Source organism: Mesorhizobium sp. M7A.F.Ca.AU.001.01.1.1 (assembly GCF_004022735.1).
GTDB classification, from domain to species: domain Bacteria; phylum Pseudomonadota; class Alphaproteobacteria; order Rhizobiales; family Rhizobiaceae; genus Mesorhizobium; species Mesorhizobium ciceri.
Window position 1 is genome coordinate 1 of sequence record NZ_RZPF01000038.1, and the last position, 16,127, is coordinate 16,127.

Genomic DNA, 16,127 nt, shown 5'->3' on the forward strand with positions numbered 1-16,127 from the left:
GAACAGAAGGGTATCCTTGTCCTCGCCGGGATTTCCCGCCGTCAGCAGCGTGTCGCCGACAAAGATCGAATTGGCGCCGGCAAAGAAGCACAGCGCCTGCGTTTCGTCGCTCATCGCCGTCCTGCCGGCGGACAGCCTTACATAGGATTTCGGCATCATCACCCGCGCGAGCGCAACGATGCGGACGAAATCGATCGGATCGATGGCGTCGGCCGCGGCAAGCGGCGTGCCTTCGATGGGAATAAGCATGTTGATCGGCACGCTTTCCGGCGGCTCGGGCAGGTTCGCGAGCGTGACCAGCATGTCGATGCGATCGGTCTTTTCTTCTCCCATCCCGACAATGCCGCCGCAGCAGACTTTCATCCCAACCGCGCGCACGTGCCCAAGCGTTTTCAGCCGGTCGGCAAAAGTCCTGGTTGAAATAACCTCGCCATAGTAGCGCTCAGAGGTATCGATGTTGTGGTTATAGTAGTCGAGACCGGCCTGCTTCAGGCGAGCAGCTTGCTCAAGATCGAGCATGCCGAGCGTCATGCAGGTCTCCATGCCGAGGGCCTTGACGCCCTCAATCATGGCGACCACAACGTCCATGTCGCGCTCCTTGGGACTTCGCCACGCCGCGCCCATGCAATAGCGCGTTGCGCCGCCATCACGCGCCTTGGCCGCTTCGTCGATGACATGCTTGACGTCCACCAGCTTCGACGCCTTCACACCGGTTTCGTAATGCGCAGACTGGCTGCAATAGCCGCAATCTTCGGGGCACCCGCCGGTCTTGATGCTAAGGAGCCGCGACAGCTGCACTCGGTTTCGATCGAAGTTCTGGCGGTGGATCGTCTGAGCCAGGAACAGCAGATCGTTGAATGGCATGCCGTAGATGGCCTCGGCCTCTTTGCGGTTCCATCGCGGAGGCGTTCCGTCGACCGATTGCATGGTCTGGTTCACGTCGAACTCCGAGTTCATTCCAATCGTCATCGTCAAACCTTTGTTTGCTAGTCCGGTACGCCTTCTTGGCTTTGGGGCGCACTCGCTAAAGGCGAGCTGCGGCACGTCTTTCCAGCACCTCCTACGCCTGCCGAGCTGATGTTGCTCCTCACGCCGTAATCCTCAGTTCAAGTGCTTGCAGATGTTCTGGTGGTCCGGCATGTCCAGGCCGATGTCGAGGATCGGGGCGCTGTGCGTCAGCCAACCCATGGAGATGAGATCGACACCGGTCGCCGCAATCGCCGCCGCCGTTTTCGGCATCACCCGACCGGACGCCTCGGTGATCGTACGGCCATCCACTATAGAAACCGCGCGGGCAAGATCCTCGACCGACATATTGTCGAGCAGCACCGCGTCAACACCAATCGCGAGCGCTGCATCGAGCTGCTTCAGCGTGTCGACCTCGACCTCGACCTTCACCATATGCCCTGCTGCGGCGCGCGCCCGCTCTATTGCTGTGCGCATATCGCCGGCGATCGCGATGTGGTTGTCCTTTATGAGCACGCCGTCATCGAGGCCGAACCGGTGATTGGCACCGCCGCCGACGCGCACGGCGTATTTCTCCAATGCCCGCAGCCCGGGCGTCGTCTTTCGCGTCGATACAATCCTCGCCTTGTGACCGCGCACGGCCTCAACCATGGCCGCTGTGGCAGTGGCAATGCCGCTCAGCCGGCATAAGAAATTGAGGGCCGTGCGTTCGGCCGTGAGCAGGCCTCGTGCGGGTCCGGACAATCTTGCAATGGTTTCCCCGGCCCCAACCTCGCTGCCATCAGGGCGCCAGATCTGGATGTTGATCGCCGGTTCCACGAGAAGGAAGGCATACGAGACCAGATCGAGCCCGGCAACGACGCCCGCCTGCCTCGCTTTGAGCACCAACGTGGCAGTGCAATCATACGGGATAACCGCATCGGTGGTCAGGTCGCCGGATCTGCCCAGGTCTTCGAGGAGCGCAACGCGCACAATCGGTTCGATCAGGGTCGCGGGGAGGGGGGAGAATGAAGTCATATCAAGTGCTCCGTATGGTAGCCCGGCAATCGAGTGCGGCCGCGGCCCGCATTGCGCTGTGCAGTGTCAGCCGTGATGGGCGCACGTTGGCATCGTGGAGCGGGAAATCGGACCGACAGTGCGCGCCTCGACTCTCTTCCCGCCTCAGGGCCGCCGCGGCGATCATCAGTGAGACCAAAGCCGGACCAGAGGCAGCGACACTATTGGCTGCGATCGGCAGCAGGGTCGCCACCGCTTCGCGCATTGCCTCGCCGTCGCGGATGATACCCAGGGCGGCGGAGACAATCGGGCGGACCACGGAAGCGTCTGGTCGTGGAGGGACGAATGTGGAGCATCTGCGCGGTCGCCGGGTATACGACGTGCCGGCAACGCTTTCGGCAACCCAGCTCGCGGTGACCGCCGCTTCGGTGAGCGAGTTGCTGGCCAGGCGGTTGGCGCCGTGCAGGCCGGTACAGGCCACCTCACCGCAGGCCCACAATCCCTCGATGGAGCTGCGGCCGGCGCTGTCTACGGCGACGCCGCCCATGTGATAATGTGCCGCCGGGCGCACCGGGATCAGGTCGGTCGCTGGGTCGATTCCTGCGCTCCGGCACAATTCGGCGATGCCTGGAAAACGCTTGCCAAATCTCGGGCCGAGACTTTGCCGTGCGTCCAGGAATACGCGGCGTCCAACGGCAAGCTGGTGCCAAATGGCGCGCGCTACGACGTCGCGAGGCGCAAGTTCACCGCCAGGTGTGTCGGCGAGGAAGCGCTCTCCTCGCTCATCGATGAGCACCGCGCCTTCGCCACGCACGGCTTCGCTCACCAGCGGCATCGGCCGGCGCGGACCGTCGAGCGCAGTTGGATGGAACTGTATGAATTCCAAGTCGGCGAGTTCCGCCCCCGCCCATGCGGCGAGCGCCAGCCCGTGACCCCATGAGCCAGCGGGGTTTGTCGTGTCGCAAAACAGCCCGCCGACGCCGCCGGTCGCCAGCACCGCGCGACGCGTGGGCAGAGCGAGCGCGCCGGCTCGTCCTGCTGCGACCACGGCGATGACCGACCCGTCCTGCACGACCAGCCGGCGGACCTCCACATTTTCGATAATGGTGATCGAGGCTGTACGCCGAACCGCGGCGACGAGCGCGCGCACCAACTCGCGACCGGTGGCGTCGCCGGCTGCATGCACAATCCGCCGTCGCGAGTGTGCCGCCTCGAGCCCAAGTCGCAACGCGCGGTCAGGGTGCTGGTCGAAGTCGACGCCGAACCTTTGGATCGTCCTAATCGCTTCGGGTGCAGCTCGTACCACTCGCCGCACCGTGGCCTCATCGCAGAGTCCGTCGCCGGCAGCTATCGTGTCGCAAAGGTGAAAATCTGGGCCGTCGTCGCCCCCGAGACTTGCCGCAAGACCGCCCTGGGCAAGTTCACTGCAGGCTCCGGTTCCAAGCGGCGCGTTGGTCAAAAGCACGACCGGTTCCGGCGCCAGATGAAGCGCCGTCATCAGGCCGGCAATGCCGCCGCCGATGACGACCGGCGCCCCCGCGATTTCGCGAACCTCCAGACTCATAGGGAAAGCATGCGCTCGACCGCGCGGCGGGCGGGGCCGGCAATTTCGGGATCAATCCGGACCTCATGCCGGTTCTGCTCGAGTGCGGCGCGAATGTTGGCCAGGTTGATGCGCTTCATGTGCGGGCACAGATTGCATGGGCGAACGAACTCGACGTCGGGATGCGCGACCGCGACGTTGTCGCTCATCGAACATTCGGTCAGAAGGACGACACGCTTCGGTTTCTCACGCTCGACATAATCCGACATCGCCGCGGTCGAGCCGGAGAACTCCGCCTCCGCGACAACGTCTGGTGGGCATTCTGGATGGGCCAGCACGATGACGCCTGGATGGGCATCGCGCAGTTCCCGGATGTCTGCTGCGGTGAAGCGCTCATGCACCTCGCAATGGCCTTTCCAGGCGATGATCTCGACGTCTGTATCGGCTGCCACGTTCCTCGCCAGATATTCGTCCGGGAGCATCAGCACACGCGCCACGCCAAGCGATTCCACCACCGCCTTGGCGTTGCCGGACGTGCAGCAGATGTCGGACTCCGCTTTTACGGCGGCGGAAGTGTTGACGTAAGTAACAACGGGGACCCCCGGATACCGCAGCCGCATTAGCCGCACGTCGTTTGCCGTGATCGATTCGGCCAGCGAGCAGCCGGCGCGGAGATCCGGGATGAGCACGGTCTTGTTCGGATTGAGCAGTTTTGCCGTCTCGGCCATGAAATGAACGCCGGCAACCACGATGATGTCGGCGTCGACCGTCACCGCCTTGTGGGCCAACGCCAGGCTGTCGCCGACGATGTCTGCCACGCAATGAAAAATTTCGGGCGTCTGGTAATTGTGCGCCAGCACCACCGCATTGCGCTCACGCTTCAGCGCTAAGATGGCTTCAATATCGCCGGCGAACGCGGGCCATTCAACGGGTGGGATCACCCGCCGGACACGCTCATACAAGGACGCAGCCATAGGTAACGCCCCAGTCATTGGCGCCTCGATTATATTCGGTTTGACAATAAGGGAATATATCTACCTTGACTATAAGTATGTCAAGCCCGCGCCAGCGGTAATTTTGTCCCGGCGATAGCCCTGTCGTCGAGGACGGCATGCCGGAAGCGATAAAGCTTCGCCGGTCGGCCGCCCGTGTCGAGGGAGGTCTCCCCGGTCTCCTCAACAAGTTCCTGCTGCTCGACCAATCTCCGGAAGTTCGGCTTGTTGATCAGCCTGCCAGCCAAAGCTTCCACGGTTCGCTGCAGTTGCAGCAGCGTGAAGGAAGGCCGCATAAGCTCGAACACGACCGGCCGGTATTTGATCTTCGAACGCAGCCGCGCGATCCCGGTTGCCAGAATACGACGGTGGTCAGCGACCATTGGTTTGCCAGCCGCGGCCGCAATCGCGTCCCTGCCGCCACCGGCCTCCTCAATCAGAGCAGCTTCATAGAGCAACTCGTAGCGTTGGAGCGTGAGTTCCTCGTTCCAATGGCGGTCGTCGAAGCCGAAGGCTATCGCAGCGCGCTGCCGGCGCTCGCGTTGAGTGGTCGGCTCGCTGGCGCCGCCGGCCCACTCAATCAGGCGGGGCCGCAATCTATCGAGCAGCACAGGCGGCGTGCCGAAGCGGTGGTCCTCCCAGGGAAAATATTCGTACCAACTTTGCCAGCCGCACGCGGCCGAGTTCGTTGCCTGTTCCTTCCTGGTCAATGCGAGATAGCTGATTGAGATGACGCGCTGGTGGCGCTCAGTGCCGATGCGATCGCGATCGGCGAAGGTGTAGAGTTGCTCGATGTATCCAAGTGCATGGCCGGTCTGCTGCTCCACCCACCCCCTCAAACCCGACTGCAGTGATCGATGCTCAAGGGCAAAAGGTCCAGAAGGGAGGGTGTCCGCATGACCGACTGTGAGGACACAGGGCTCACTGTCGTTTACGGCGACCACGACGGCAGTCAGGTCCACTTTGGCTTCGTCAGCTTTGACGGCGGCTTTGCCTTTCTTGGTTCTTCTTGTCTGAGGATCCATGTTTGCGAAAGCGGGTTGGCCCAACGGAGCGCCTTAATCGATTGAATGTAACCTTGGAAGCCAGCACGTCAACACCGGAGTACTCAAGCGCTGTTTTTAGCTCTTCGCAGTCGCACAAAAATATGCCAAACGCGACACCCGCTGTTGGTAACGTAAGGGAAGGGGCCTCGGTTGAGCGCGGCTGGTGAGATAAAAGGGATGACTCCTCCAGATATTCGATCGCGAAAAGGCCAGACGCCACTTGTATGCTTGACGGCCTACACCACGCCGGTCGCGAGGCTGCTCGATCGCCACTGCGACATCGTTCTTGTCGGCGACAGCGTCGGCATGGTGCTGCACGGCCTGTCGTCGACGCTGGGGGTCACGCTCGACATGATGATCATGCACGGACAGGCCGTTCGCCGCGGCCTTGAACACGCGCTGATGGTCGTCGACCTGCCCTTCGGTTCCTACGAGGAAAGCCCAGAGCACGCTTTCGGCAACGCTGCGCGCGTGATGGGTGAGACCGGTTGTTCAGCGGTAAAGATCGAGGGCGGCGAGACCATCGCGGAAACCATCCGCTTCCTTACCGCGCGCGGCGTACCTGTCATGGCCCATGTGGGCCTGACGCCGCAGGCGGTAAACACGTTTGGAGGCTATCGTGTGCAGGGCCGGGGAGCCGATGCAGAGCGGATCAGGCGCGACGCCAGGGCGGTAACTGAAGCTGGCGCCTTCTCCTTGGTGCTGGAAAAGATACCGGAGCAGCTTGCACGGCAGATAACCGCCGATATCGACATACCCACCATCGGCATCGGTGCCTCGCCAGCTTGCGACGGCCAGATTCTGGTGAGCCACGATATGCTCGGGCTCTTCACCTCATTTCGGCCGAAGTTCGTCAAACGCTATGCCGAGCTCGGTGAGCAGGCTGAGGCGGCAATCGCCGCTTACGCCACCGATATGCGGAACCGGCACTTTCCGGCGGTCGAACATCTCTATGTCAACGCCTTGAAGGCCGGTGACTTCACATGAGCGTGCCGATCGCTCGAACCGTGAGCGAGCTGCGCGGCGTCGTTGCGCAATGGCGTCGCTCGGGTGCCACGATCGGTATTGTGCCGACCATGGGAGCCTTGCACGACGGGCATCTGAGCCTCGTGCGGAAGGCGCTCGAAAGGGCCGAGCGGGTGATCGTGACGCTGTTCGTAAACCCCAAGCAGTTCAACAGCCCCGCCGACCTGATTGCCTACCCTCGGACGGAAAGCGACGATGCTGCCAAGCTCGCTCTGCTGGGCACGCATCTGCTCTATGTGCCGGACACAGAGGAAATGTACCAGGTGGGCTTCGCCACGGCCGTTTCAGTGTCCGGCATCAGCGAATGCCTTTGCGGCGCATTCCGGCTCGGCCATTTCAATGGCGTGGCGACGGTCGTGGCCAAGCTCTTCCTGCAGGCCGGCGCTGACTTCGCCTTTTTTGGCGAAAAGGATTTTCAGCAACTTCAGCTTGTCAGGCGCTTGGTCCGGGATCTCGACATTCCGATCACTATTGTGCCCTGTCCGACAGTCCGCGAAGCCGATGGTCTTGCGCTATCGTCGCGTAACGTGCGGCTCTCCCCAGCCCAACGCGCCATTGCCCCAAAACTAGCATCGGTCCTGCTCGATACGGCCGAGCGGCTTGCACGCGGCTCCCCCATCCTGCCTACGCTTGATGAAGCGCGTGCAGCAATTCTGGCTGCCGGCTATCGCGAGCTCGAATACCTGGAGCTTCGCGGAGAAACAGACCTGCAATCGTTAGCAAGCCTTGACCGACCGGCACGCTTGCTTGCTGCGGCTTGGCTTGGCGACACGCGGCTCATCGATAACGTCGCAATATCACCCATCGGTAGTTGGTCAGGTGGGCGGAGCTCTCTCCAATCGGAAGCAGCACAGCAATTGCGGTGATGACGGCGGCGCGTCGTATGCCCTGCAGGGACAGGCCATCATTTAGAACCACGTCTCCGTCGGCTTCCAGCAACCTCCGCGAGGTACGCTAAGCGCAGATGCATCGCGTATTTGAAACCTTGGTCGAGCAACTCTCTGCAAGCGTCGATGCCGTCGATCTCCATGAGGCAATGGCGTCCGCCGCAGCCGGGTTCGACTTTCCGCTCTTCGCTTATTTCACCTACCCATCCGCTTCCGGCGACAGGCCGCGATTGATCTCGAATTATCCATCATCATGGACATCACATTACCTGCAACAGCGCTACCACAGCGTGGATCCCGTGATCCTGCGGGGACTGCGGGGCTGGGATACCTTCGACTGGGGTGTGGACCGCGATCACCGTTATTTGCCGACCTCTCAGCAGGAAGTCCTGGAAAAAGCAGCTGAGTTCGGCATTCGCGGCGGACTGACCATGTCGATGCATGATCATCGCGGCCGGTTCGCCGCACTGACCTTCGCCTCCAACGAGGCGCATCCGCCATTTCTGAGGTCGCTGACGCGCTACGAAAAAGCAATGCAACTGGTTGCGATCAACGTTCATATCCATGCCCGGCGCAGGCTCGCCGAAGATTGCGTGGTAGATGGCATAATGCTCACCCGGCGGGAGTTCGAGTGCCTGAAATGGGCGGCGTGCGGCAAGTCGGCCTGGGATATCAGCCAGATTCTCGGTGTCTCGAAACGCACCGTGACCTTCCATCAGGAAAACGCCAAGGCGAAGCTTGGCGTGCGAACCATCAACCAGGCCGTAGTGCGGATGGCTGCTCGGGCGAGATCCTGATCCTCTCCAAGTCTAGCTGTAAAGGTCTACAGGCTGCATTCATGACGGCTTTGCCCTTCGATTGCGTGGACACATCCCGCACGGAGACGACAATGATGCAGCTGATAACACCCGACTGCTACGCCGAGTTTGCGAGCGAACTCAAGGAAATGCACGGACTTAGGTATCGGGTTTTCAAGAAGCGGCTCGATTGGGAAGTGCAGACCGAAGGCGAAATGGAAACGGACTCGTTTGACAGCCTGAACCCCGTCTACCTGCTTCTCAAGGGGTCCGATTGGCGAACTTGCGGCTGCGTCCGCCTTTTGCCGACCACCGGACCGACAATGTTGCGCGATACGTTTCCGACGCTGCTGGATGAGATGGTGGTCCCTGCGAGTGCCGATATCTGGGAGAGTAGTCGTTTCGCGCTCGATCTCCCTGCGACAGCGCCGAAGGCAGCTGGCGGCCTGGCCCAAGCAACCTACGAGCTCTTCGCGGGGATCATCGAATTCGGCTTGGCCAACAATCTCTCCGGGATCGTAACGGTGACAGATACGCGCATCGAAAGGATCCTTCGTCTCGCGACCTGGCCGTTGTCACGTATCGGACAGCCCAAGCAGGTCGGCAACACCGAGGCAGTCGCCGGCTTCCTCGATATTTCCTACGCCAGTCTCTTGCGCATCCGCTGGAGGGGACGCCTCAACGGGCCGGTGTTGTGGCAACCAGTTCTCATCCAATCGGCATAGCGCCTGCGGATGCTCAGCCGTGACTTGAGTTAAGTCTGCTCACGGCCGCCACCGCCGCCGTGAGGGTGAGCGGACCCGCCCCACGAGCTTTCGACTGTTCCGGTCGATTGGCTCGCGCGGCCGGACTTTGGATTTCCGTAGGCGCAACCCGCAGTCCAGCGTGAGCACGCCAAAATGGCGCCCCTCCGCTTCGTCCAAAGAAGCCAACGTGGCTTCTGAGGTCGTCTTAGAATATTGGACCGGCCGCCGTGAGCGATCGCAACCTCAAAGCTTTGCCGGTATGCCGGTTTGGCCGGACCGTCGGCCAGTCGGAGCAGTCCCCCGATAAGGACCCGAGCTGACGCGCGGTCCAACAGCGCCCGAGCCTATGCTTTGTGCATTACCGTTCGGTTGGCCATGTCGTCCAAGACCGCATGAAGAAGGCTTCCAACCTCCTGCGCAGCGAGCTCTGGCGCAATTCCTACATCGGACAATTGAATGAGCATTTTCTTGGCGGCACAGCGCCAGAACGCGCTCGCCGCCTCGCCGTTCTTGGTCTCGAGGGCCTGGGCGATACTTTCGACCAATATACGTCGCCGATGCAGCGGAAATACGCAAATGTTTGATTCATGCATCAATCACCTCACAGATTCAGTTCCACAAAGAAAAACACCGGCGTCTTCAAAAGAGCCCCGCTAGCGCGGTGACGGTTCGCGGCGACATGACGAGTTCCACTTCCCCATCGACAAGCCATTGGGAGATGAGCCGCCGGACCGCATATCCGGGACCGCACATAAGGTGAACCACCATTGCTCATCCGGCTGCATTTTCCTGGGCCGTTCGACGAGGCGTTCCAGCCGAATTGACGTCCAATGACTTGATCTCTGAAAGGGCAGGGCGGTACGAATCACCCGACTGTTCCGCTGCTTACATTCCTGCGAGCTTGTGTATGAACGATTAAAGCGTGCCCGAGCCGTTCTTGGTGGCCGCCGCAGAAGGGAATCATGTCATCCGCTGCCTATCGTAGGCGGCGCGACTTCTAGCATGACTGCACTGCCCCGACAGGGCTTTGCAATCGCGCGTTTCGAAGCCTATGCTTTGGCATCGGCCGGCATTTACTTCGGTGCAGCCGACAGTAAGACGTACGCGCTCTTGCCCCGTTGGAAGAGAGCCTTGCCCGATCCCTCTTTCGCGACCAGGTGCTGAAGCCCTCACCCCGCAGGACTTCGCGCTTTTGCGACCATCGCTGCATCACGTCGAACCGGGCATCAAGGACAAGTTGGAGGTCGCGCATCAGCCGATCAAGAACGTATATTTTCCCGAGAGGGGCATCGCGTCGGTGGTCGCCACCATGACCGGCGGGCGGCAAGGTGAAGTCGGCATTGTCGGCTATGACGGGATGAAAGGAATTGCCGTCATTCTCGGAAAGGAAAGCACTACCTGGCGCCTGCCGGTTGAAAACCTTCGCCCTGCGATTAGCCCGTCGCTTCGCACCTCAGTGCTGGACTATGCCCACGCGTTCCTCGTCCAATCATGCCGGACGGCACTGGTCAATGGCCACTCCAAGGTCGAAGAACGGCTGGCCCGCTGGCAGCTGATGGTCCACGACCGTGCGGAAGGAGATAAGATCCTCCCGACGCATGAATTTCTGGCGACCATGCTCGCGCCCACCGCCCGGGGTCACCACGGCCCTGCAAATGCTTGAGTATCGAGGACTGGTGCACGCCAAGCGCGGCGAGATCACGATCATCGACCGTGCCGGATTGATAAAGCTCACACATGGCGCTTATGACAAGGAGGAGCAGCGTTATTTCGGCCTGGCCGCTGCCTGAAGCATGTCGGTTGAAACGGGTTCAGCCGACGTCTCCTTGCCCCTCACCAGGTCGCCCAAAAGCATCAGCGGTTTTGAACGAATCGCAGCGATTGTCCGCAATCGGACATAGGCTTGAAGGCGGTCGAATTCGTGCCATAAGTCGGGTTGGTCAGGGTTCAGGGAGGAATTCGTCATGACCAATTCGTTTCACACCGTCACCGTCGAAAAAGCCGCAGAAGCCTATGTCCTTTCCAGGGGAAGGGTCCGCTTTCTCTCCATGGCGCAGGCGATCCGCGCCATCCGAACACTAATGCCGGCATGCAAGGCCACCGACCGCGAGTTGGAGGAACTGTTGGCGGCCGCTTCCTTCGTTCATGGCGTGCCCGTCGCCTTCGACACAAAAACAGCCGATGGTGTAGAACCACGGCTGCATTCCTAAGAGGGCATGCCGCGCCATGCAGACTGTCAGAGGGCATTCGTCAGATGGTAGTCCGCTAACTTAACTGCAGAGTCTAAAGGACGTGTTCCAGCATTGCGAACTCACCGATCGCTTTGTTGCCAAAGCTGCCAGCAAGCGATCGCCTCATCCAGCCGTTTGCACCATCTCATCACAGACATCATCGCGATGCTACCTGTCCAGCATATGTCCAGCATTTCGCAAGGCGGCCAGAAGGAGCCTCGCATAGCCTGTGACATCGATCTGGGCCTGCATCGAAAGGGGCATGCTGGTCCAGTTCTCCAACGGTGCAATGAAAGGTGAGAAGGTGCCATTGACAAGGCAACAACAGCTAACAAGGCCCTCTCGGTCCAATGCCACCACACCGATCTTGTCGCCTGGATATCCAATGGCTGCGACTCGCTGGACCTCCAGGTCACCGTCCACCCGCACGTCAAAAAGAAGGCTACCACGGCTCCTCGTGGCTATCTCAGCCGCCTTCTCATCAAAGCTTGAAGAGAGCAAGCGGACGCTTTCCACCGCCATCTGGAAAATCACCAAATCCAGTTCATTCACGGCCATATGGGCATTTCCGCGCAACGGGTGGTGATTGCAATGACACATACTGCTTGTTCACAGATGTCGGTCACGAACGATCATTCGTCGGGTTCCGGTTCCGACCAACGGTGTCGCCACCTGATCGTGCTGCGGTTCGAACCTTCCGAACGCGAGCCGAGCGCGCTATGAGGTTGGAGTCTAGGTCTCGGACCCTGCCTCGCGGCCTGCTCATCTTTGGCAGACCCGTTGCAACGCCGCCGCGATGGCGCAAACGCCAGATGACGCTGATCCATCGCTTGATCGTGAACTGAGCTTCTGAACACCATTGGGACAGCAGGGTGGAAGGGCTTGACCAACGCTGCCCCCGTTTTCCAAGAGGACCCGTCCTCGATTGAATCTTTCGAGCCCCGTGCAGCGCGCAGCCAAATGATGACCATCTGGACCCAGCTCGCAGACCGCAAGGCAAAGAGGGAACCTTCCAGGCAGCCAAGCTGCGTCGACGCAAAGAGCGGCCTTTGGAGTTCCCAGAATCGACCCTTCCATAGTTGCGACAGGCAACCACTGCACGAGTGTGGGAGAGCGAATCGCAAGCATTGCGTGAGGTCCTGCGCGTTTTCCCCTCTTGCTATTTGGCACATCGTTTGCGCCGAAGTGGGCGCAGCGTTCGACCGGAGCACTGCATGGGAGAGGGAGGAGCCCCACCCCGATCCGGTCAAGGAGAGAGACGGTGTTGGTTCCAAGAGTTCCCCGCGCGATCTTAGCGCCCCGCAAGCGCCATTTTGCCCGGACCTACGTGCAGGTACTTGCCGCCATAATCCTGGGTGCCGCAATCGGCTATTTCCATTTGGAGACCGGCCACAGCCTGAAGCCGCTCTGCGATGCCTTCGTCGATGTCGTCAAGATAATCACCGTACCTGTCATCTTCCTGACAATGGCGACCGGCATTGCCGGCATGAGCGATCTGCAGAAGGTCGGCCGAGTTGCCGCCAAGGCGATGGTTTATTTCCTTACCTTCTCGACGCTAGCACTCCTTGTCGGGCTGATTGTCGCGAATATCGTTCAGCCTGGCGCCGGCCTCAACATCGATCCGGCCTCGCTCGATGTCGAAGCCGTTAAGGGCTATGTGGCCACGGCTCACGAGCAGTCCGTGACCAGCTTCCTGATGAACATCATCCCGTCAACGATTGCCAGTGCCTTCGCGGAAGGCGACATCCTGCAAGTCTTGTTCCTCTCGGTCCTGTTCCTCTCGATCCTGTTCGGCGCGGTCTGCCGCTACAACGGCCGCTCGCTCTTCTCTCTCGTCCGATACATCAAGGACGAGCTGCTGCTCGCAATGTCCTCCTCAGAGGCCGCGCTGGCCTCGCTCATGGAGAAGATGGAAAAGGCCGGCGCCACGCATTCGGTCGTGGGTCTCATTCCATTCAATCTGGACGGCACGAATATGATGCTCGCCGCCCTTTTCATCGCCCAAGCGACGAAAACTGATCTCCCGATCGGCTGCCGGATCCTCATGCTGTTTGTCGCATTGTTCCCTTCGAACGGAACAACCCGCATTACCGGTGCAGGCCTCGTCACAATGGCTGCAACGCTCTTTCTTGTTCCGGCCGCACCGGTCACCTCCGTGGGGCTTATTCTTGGCGTCGATCAGCTTATGTCCGAATGCCACGCGCTGACGGTTTTTCTCCGCAGCGTAGCGGCAACGCTGGCTGTCACCCGGTCCGGGGCGAGCGGGATAAACGACGATTCGGGGAGCGCCTCACTAGCGGACCGTTCAGCGCTCTGGCGGTGGACGGTCAAGTCGCCCGGCGTGGTGAACACAATTCCCCGTGCGAACGACGCTCAGCTATTGGGGTGGACCCGATGGCGCAAAGCCGTATTTGAGAAACCGCCAGATCGCACCGGCACCTGTGCGCCTGTAGCAACTGCGGGGCACGATCAAAACTGACCCATTTTACACCAAAAAGGCGGCCGTTGCTGCCACGCCGTCCATGGATTGGAGACTCATGTCTAAGCCGACTGCCATCACTGTCGCAGCTCTTCTTTTACTCCTCGCCTTGCTGGCGAGCCAATATAGCGCGAACCTGCACCGGCAGGCGTGGTCGACCGACAGGCAAAAGTGGAGCGGCGCATTCGACAACGATCTCCTTCGCCAATCGCCGGCAACCCGCAAGGCGATGCCGTTCTGGTCATATTCAATGACTACCACAACTGTCCGCATTGCAGACTGGCTGATATCAACTACCAAAAAGCCTTCAAGCATGAGCCCAATCTGAAGCTTGTGATCAAACAGTTCCCGGTCCTGGGACCGGATTCCCAATTCCCAGCCTTCGCCGCACTCGCCTCGAGAAAACAGGGAAAGTTCGACGAATTCCACCGCGCCCTTATGATTTCCCCCAGTTGAAGGGTCACTCTCAAGATCGCAGCGCGTGTAGGCCTTGACGTTGAGCAGCTCAAGCGGGAATGCAAGATCCGGCCATCGCAGATGAAATGCGCGCGTCCGCGCACTCGCGAAAGGTCTGCACTTAGACGGTACGCCCGCGTTGGTGGTCGGCGATATAGTGGTCGCCGACCTTGTGGACATGGCCAGCTTGCAACGCTTGCATCGCCGATGCGCGCTCAAAGCGTGCTGGCTCTCGTGCGGGGCAGCATCTGTAGACCGGCCACGCTGTTGTTGCCGGAGCGTGCCGTTTGTGGCAGCTGGCTTTGCTGTCGCTCCTCGTAATCTTGTTGCGGTCATCCAGCTGCCGTGGGCGCCAACAACAATCCTGAGCGCCCGCGCCTGAAGTCGCTGGCCGGGTGCTCGTGAACCGAGCCCGCTTTTCTTCGGCAAGCTCAGGCGGTCTTGGCCCTGCGGCATCGCCCCCTGGCGCGGGGCAGCCTTCGGCTGCTGACGGTCGCCGGCCTGTCGGCCGGCGTCTTTCTATTGTGGCCTTCCCCCTGGCGCAGGGTGGGCAGCACTCCCTTCTAGGCCCGCCGCGGCGTCCCGCAACCCTTCGCTTGTCGCTTTCGGGTCCTCCACTCCGTTCCGGTCCTGCTGATGCAGTCCGCCTCCGACGGCGGGCCTTTCCGGTCGCTTTTGCCGCCCACCCCGCTTCCGGGGAGGGCGCGCGATTGTAGAGCGGAGGACATCACGATGCGTGCAAACAACAAACGTTGCGGCAGCCGACAGGCTGGCGCAGACAGCGGCGGGCGCACCGGCGCCAGCCTTTATCAGGAAATCACCGACCGCATCATTGCCGAACTGGAGCGCGGCACCGTGCCATGGGTCAAGCCGTGGGGCAGGGCAAGGACAGGCCTCGGCCTGCCGCGGAATGCGGCCACCCAGCGCCGATATTCCGGCATCAATATCCTGATCCTGTGGGGCGCGGTCATCGAGCGCGGTTTCCCCAGCCAGAACTGGCTCACCTTCCGGCAGGCGCTTTCGCTTGGCGGCAATGTCAGGAAGGGCGAGCACGGCACCACCATCGTTCACGCTGACCGCTTTGTTCCCAAGAACGAAAAGCAACGCGCCGACACCGATGGCGACGAACCGCAGGCGGTGCCCTTCCTGAAGCGCTTCACCGTCTTCAATGTCGCGCAGTGCGATAATCTGCCCGAACATCTTTACGCCGCCGGCGAGCCTCTGCCTGAGCGCGAGATGGTCCCGCAGGCCGAGGCGCTCATTCATGCAACCGGCGCTGATTTTCGCGTCGGCGGCGAGCGCGCCTTCTACATGCCCGGCAGCGACACCATACAGGTGCCGCCGCAGCCGGCTTTCTTCCACCAGATCGACTATTACCGGACCTGCTTTCACGAGCTTGGCCACTGGACCGGCCACCCGAGGCGACTCGCGCGCGACCTGTCCGGCTCCTTCGGGTCCAACACCTATGCGCGCGAGGAACTGGTCGCCGAAATCGCATCAGCCTTCATCTGCAGCAGTCTCGGCATCGAGCCGACCGTGCGCCATGCCGACTACATCGGCTCATGGCTGACGGTTTTGCGCGAGGACAACCGCGCCATCTTCCGCGCCGCAAGCCATGCCTCGAAAGCCGCCGATTTCCTGCTTGGCCGCAATGTCGATGTCGAAGGCGAGGCACATGCCGAAACCGCCTATGGGAGCGCGCAATCCTCACACGCGACCGCCTTGCGCCTCTGATGACGCAAAGCCGCGCGCAACCAACTCGACAGTTCTTTTGAGGTTGCCCTAACGCCGATGGCCGGCGTTGGCGTCGATCGTTCATCGGACCGAGGTTCGCAAAAAAAGAGGGCGGCATTGATGCCGCCCTCTCGTTGCGAAAGCTGCCAGAGCTGGATTAGAAATCCATGCCGCCCATGCCGCCCATGCCGCCGCCGCCCATGCCGCCAGGCATGCCGCCGCCAGCCG

Annotated in this window: 17 protein-coding genes; 10 read left to right on the forward strand and 7 right to left on the reverse strand. The window is 61.1% G+C overall.

The features are described 5' to 3' along the window. The 5 genes from bioB to EN884_RS04300 all read right to left on the reverse strand — a co-directional run. Positions 1-927, reverse strand: a 927-nt coding sequence (gene bioB / locus EN884_RS04280; protein ID WP_245491896.1) for a biotin synthase BioB, incomplete at its 3' end; no start/stop codon positions are given. Between the two features lie 174 nt (positions 928-1,101). Next, positions 1,102-1,983, reverse strand: a complete 882-nt coding sequence (gene nadC, locus EN884_RS04285; RefSeq protein ID WP_063169252.1) for a carboxylating nicotinate-nucleotide diphosphorylase — start codon at positions 1,981-1,983, stop codon at positions 1,102-1,104. A 1-nt stretch (position 1,984) separates the two neighbouring features. Then, positions 1,985-3,526 (reverse strand): L-aspartate oxidase, encoded by a 1,542-nt coding sequence (locus EN884_RS04290; RefSeq protein WP_063169251.1) that lies wholly within the window; start codon positions 3,524-3,526, stop codon positions 1,985-1,987. Further along, complete coding sequence (gene nadA / locus EN884_RS04295; RefSeq protein ID WP_063169250.1) at positions 3,523-4,497, reverse strand: quinolinate synthase NadA; 975 nt, start codon at positions 4,495-4,497, stop codon at positions 3,523-3,525. Before nadA ends, EN884_RS04290 begins: the two co-directional genes overlap by 4 nt. 62 nt (positions 4,498-4,559) lie before the next feature. Beyond that, a complete protein-coding gene (locus EN884_RS04300) occupies positions 4,560-5,522 on the reverse strand; it encodes a membrane protein (RefSeq protein WP_024505567.1) in 963 nt (320 codons plus the stop codon). Between the two features lie 171 nt (positions 5,523-5,693). Here EN884_RS04300 and panB point away from each other — a divergent pair, with 171 nt between their 5' ends. The 4 genes from panB (at position 5,694) to EN884_RS04320 (ending at position 8,978) form a co-directional block, all read left to right on the forward strand. Further along, a complete protein-coding gene (panB, locus tag EN884_RS04305) occupies positions 5,694-6,530 on the forward strand; it encodes a 3-methyl-2-oxobutanoate hydroxymethyltransferase (protein WP_063169249.1) in 837 nt (278 codons plus the stop codon). Next, positions 6,527-7,435: a pantoate--beta-alanine ligase gene (gene panC, locus EN884_RS04310; RefSeq protein WP_063169248.1), complete on the forward strand. Its 909-nt coding sequence runs from the start codon at positions 6,527-6,529 to the stop codon at positions 7,433-7,435. Before panB ends, panC begins: the two co-directional genes overlap by 4 nt. Before the next feature lie 98 nt (positions 7,436-7,533). Next, the gene (locus EN884_RS04315; RefSeq protein ID WP_063169247.1) at positions 7,534-8,253 is read left to right on the forward strand and encodes a LuxR family transcriptional regulator; all 720 of its coding nucleotides are present in this window, start codon (positions 7,534-7,536) and stop codon (positions 8,251-8,253) included. Between the two features lie 92 nt (positions 8,254-8,345). After that, positions 8,346-8,978, forward strand: a complete 633-nt coding sequence (locus tag EN884_RS04320) for an acyl-homoserine-lactone synthase (protein WP_063169246.1) — start codon at positions 8,346-8,348, stop codon at positions 8,976-8,978. A gap of 365 nt (positions 8,979-9,343) precedes the next feature. On the opposite strand, the gene EN884_RS39335 is transcribed toward EN884_RS04320, so the two are convergent. Continuing rightward, entirely contained in the window at positions 9,344-9,592 is a 249-nt protein-coding gene (locus EN884_RS39335) for a DUF6074 family protein (protein ID WP_063169245.1), read from the reverse strand. Positions 9,593-10,191: 599 nt separating this feature from the next. Here EN884_RS39335 and EN884_RS04330 point away from each other — a divergent pair. The 3 genes from EN884_RS04330 (at position 10,192) to EN884_RS04335 (ending at position 11,209) form a co-directional block, all read left to right on the forward strand. Further along, positions 10,192-10,662: a hypothetical protein gene (locus EN884_RS04330; protein ID WP_224570941.1), complete on the forward strand. Its 471-nt coding sequence runs from the start codon at positions 10,192-10,194 to the stop codon at positions 10,660-10,662. After that, entirely contained in the window at positions 10,655-10,789 is a 135-nt protein-coding gene (locus EN884_RS40085) for a hypothetical protein (RefSeq protein ID WP_256754986.1), read from the forward strand. Before EN884_RS04330 ends, EN884_RS40085 begins: the two co-directional genes overlap by 8 nt. Before the next feature lie 174 nt (positions 10,790-10,963). Beyond that, the gene (locus EN884_RS04335) at positions 10,964-11,209 is read left to right on the forward strand and encodes a hypothetical protein (protein ID WP_063169243.1); all 246 of its coding nucleotides are present in this window, start codon (positions 10,964-10,966) and stop codon (positions 11,207-11,209) included. Positions 11,210-11,398: 189 nt separating this feature from the next. On the opposite strand, the gene EN884_RS04340 is transcribed toward EN884_RS04335, so the two are convergent. Then, complete coding sequence (locus tag EN884_RS04340) at positions 11,399-11,788, reverse strand: hypothetical protein (RefSeq protein WP_024505560.1); 390 nt, start codon at positions 11,786-11,788, stop codon at positions 11,399-11,401. A gap of 706 nt (positions 11,789-12,494) precedes the next feature. Here EN884_RS04340 and EN884_RS04345 point away from each other — a divergent pair. The 3 genes from EN884_RS04345 (at position 12,495) to EN884_RS04355 (ending at position 15,899) form a co-directional block, all read left to right on the forward strand. Further along, positions 12,495-13,709 carry a cation:dicarboxylase symporter family transporter gene (locus tag EN884_RS04345; protein WP_210326676.1) on the forward strand — a complete coding sequence of 405 codons (1,215 nt, stop codon included), beginning with the start codon at positions 12,495-12,497 and terminating at the stop codon, positions 13,707-13,709. 171 nt (positions 13,710-13,880) lie between these two features. Beyond that, on the forward strand, positions 13,881-14,165 hold the full coding sequence (locus tag EN884_RS39340) for a thioredoxin domain-containing protein (RefSeq protein WP_224570942.1): 285 nt from the start codon (positions 13,881-13,883) through the stop codon (positions 14,163-14,165). A gap of 732 nt (positions 14,166-14,897) precedes the next feature. Further along, on the forward strand, positions 14,898-15,899 hold the full coding sequence (locus EN884_RS04355) for a zincin-like metallopeptidase domain-containing protein (RefSeq protein ID WP_063169241.1): 1,002 nt from the start codon (positions 14,898-14,900) through the stop codon (positions 15,897-15,899). Positions 15,900-16,127 lie beyond the last annotated feature (228 nt).

Bases quoted from the DNA above. Each gene is read 5' to 3' on its own strand.
- nadC (WP_063169252.1), bottom strand. From the start codon at position 1,983: ATGACTTCATTCTCCCCCCTCCCCGCGACCCTGATCGAACCGATTGTG.
- EN884_RS04290 (WP_063169251.1), bottom strand. From the start codon at position 3,526: ATGAGTCTGGAGGTTCGCGAAATCGCGGGGGCGCCGGTCGTCATCGGC.
- nadA (WP_063169250.1), bottom strand. From the start codon at position 4,497: ATGACTGGGGCGTTACCTATGGCTGCGTCCTTGTATGAGCGTGTCCGG.
- EN884_RS04300 (WP_024505567.1), bottom strand. From the start codon at position 5,522: ATGGATCCTCAGACAAGAAGAACCAAGAAAGGCAAAGCCGCCGTCAAA.
- panC (WP_063169248.1), top strand. From the start codon at position 6,527: ATGAGCGTGCCGATCGCTCGAACCGTGAGCGAGCTGCGCGGCGTCGTT.
- EN884_RS04315 (WP_063169247.1), top strand. From the start codon at position 7,534: ATGCATCGCGTATTTGAAACCTTGGTCGAGCAACTCTCTGCAAGCGTC.
- EN884_RS04320 (WP_063169246.1), top strand. From the start codon at position 8,346: ATGATGCAGCTGATAACACCCGACTGCTACGCCGAGTTTGCGAGCGAA.
- EN884_RS39335 (WP_063169245.1), bottom strand. From the start codon at position 9,592: ATGCATGAATCAAACATTTGCGTATTTCCGCTGCATCGGCGACGTATA.
- EN884_RS40085 (WP_256754986.1), top strand. From the start codon at position 10,655: ATGCTTGAGTATCGAGGACTGGTGCACGCCAAGCGCGGCGAGATCACG.
- EN884_RS04335 (WP_063169243.1), top strand. From the start codon at position 10,964: ATGACCAATTCGTTTCACACCGTCACCGTCGAAAAAGCCGCAGAAGCC.
- EN884_RS04340 (WP_024505560.1), bottom strand. From the start codon at position 11,788: ATGGCCGTGAATGAACTGGATTTGGTGATTTTCCAGATGGCGGTGGAA.
- EN884_RS04355 (WP_063169241.1), top strand. From the start codon at position 14,898: ATGCGTGCAAACAACAAACGTTGCGGCAGCCGACAGGCTGGCGCAGAC.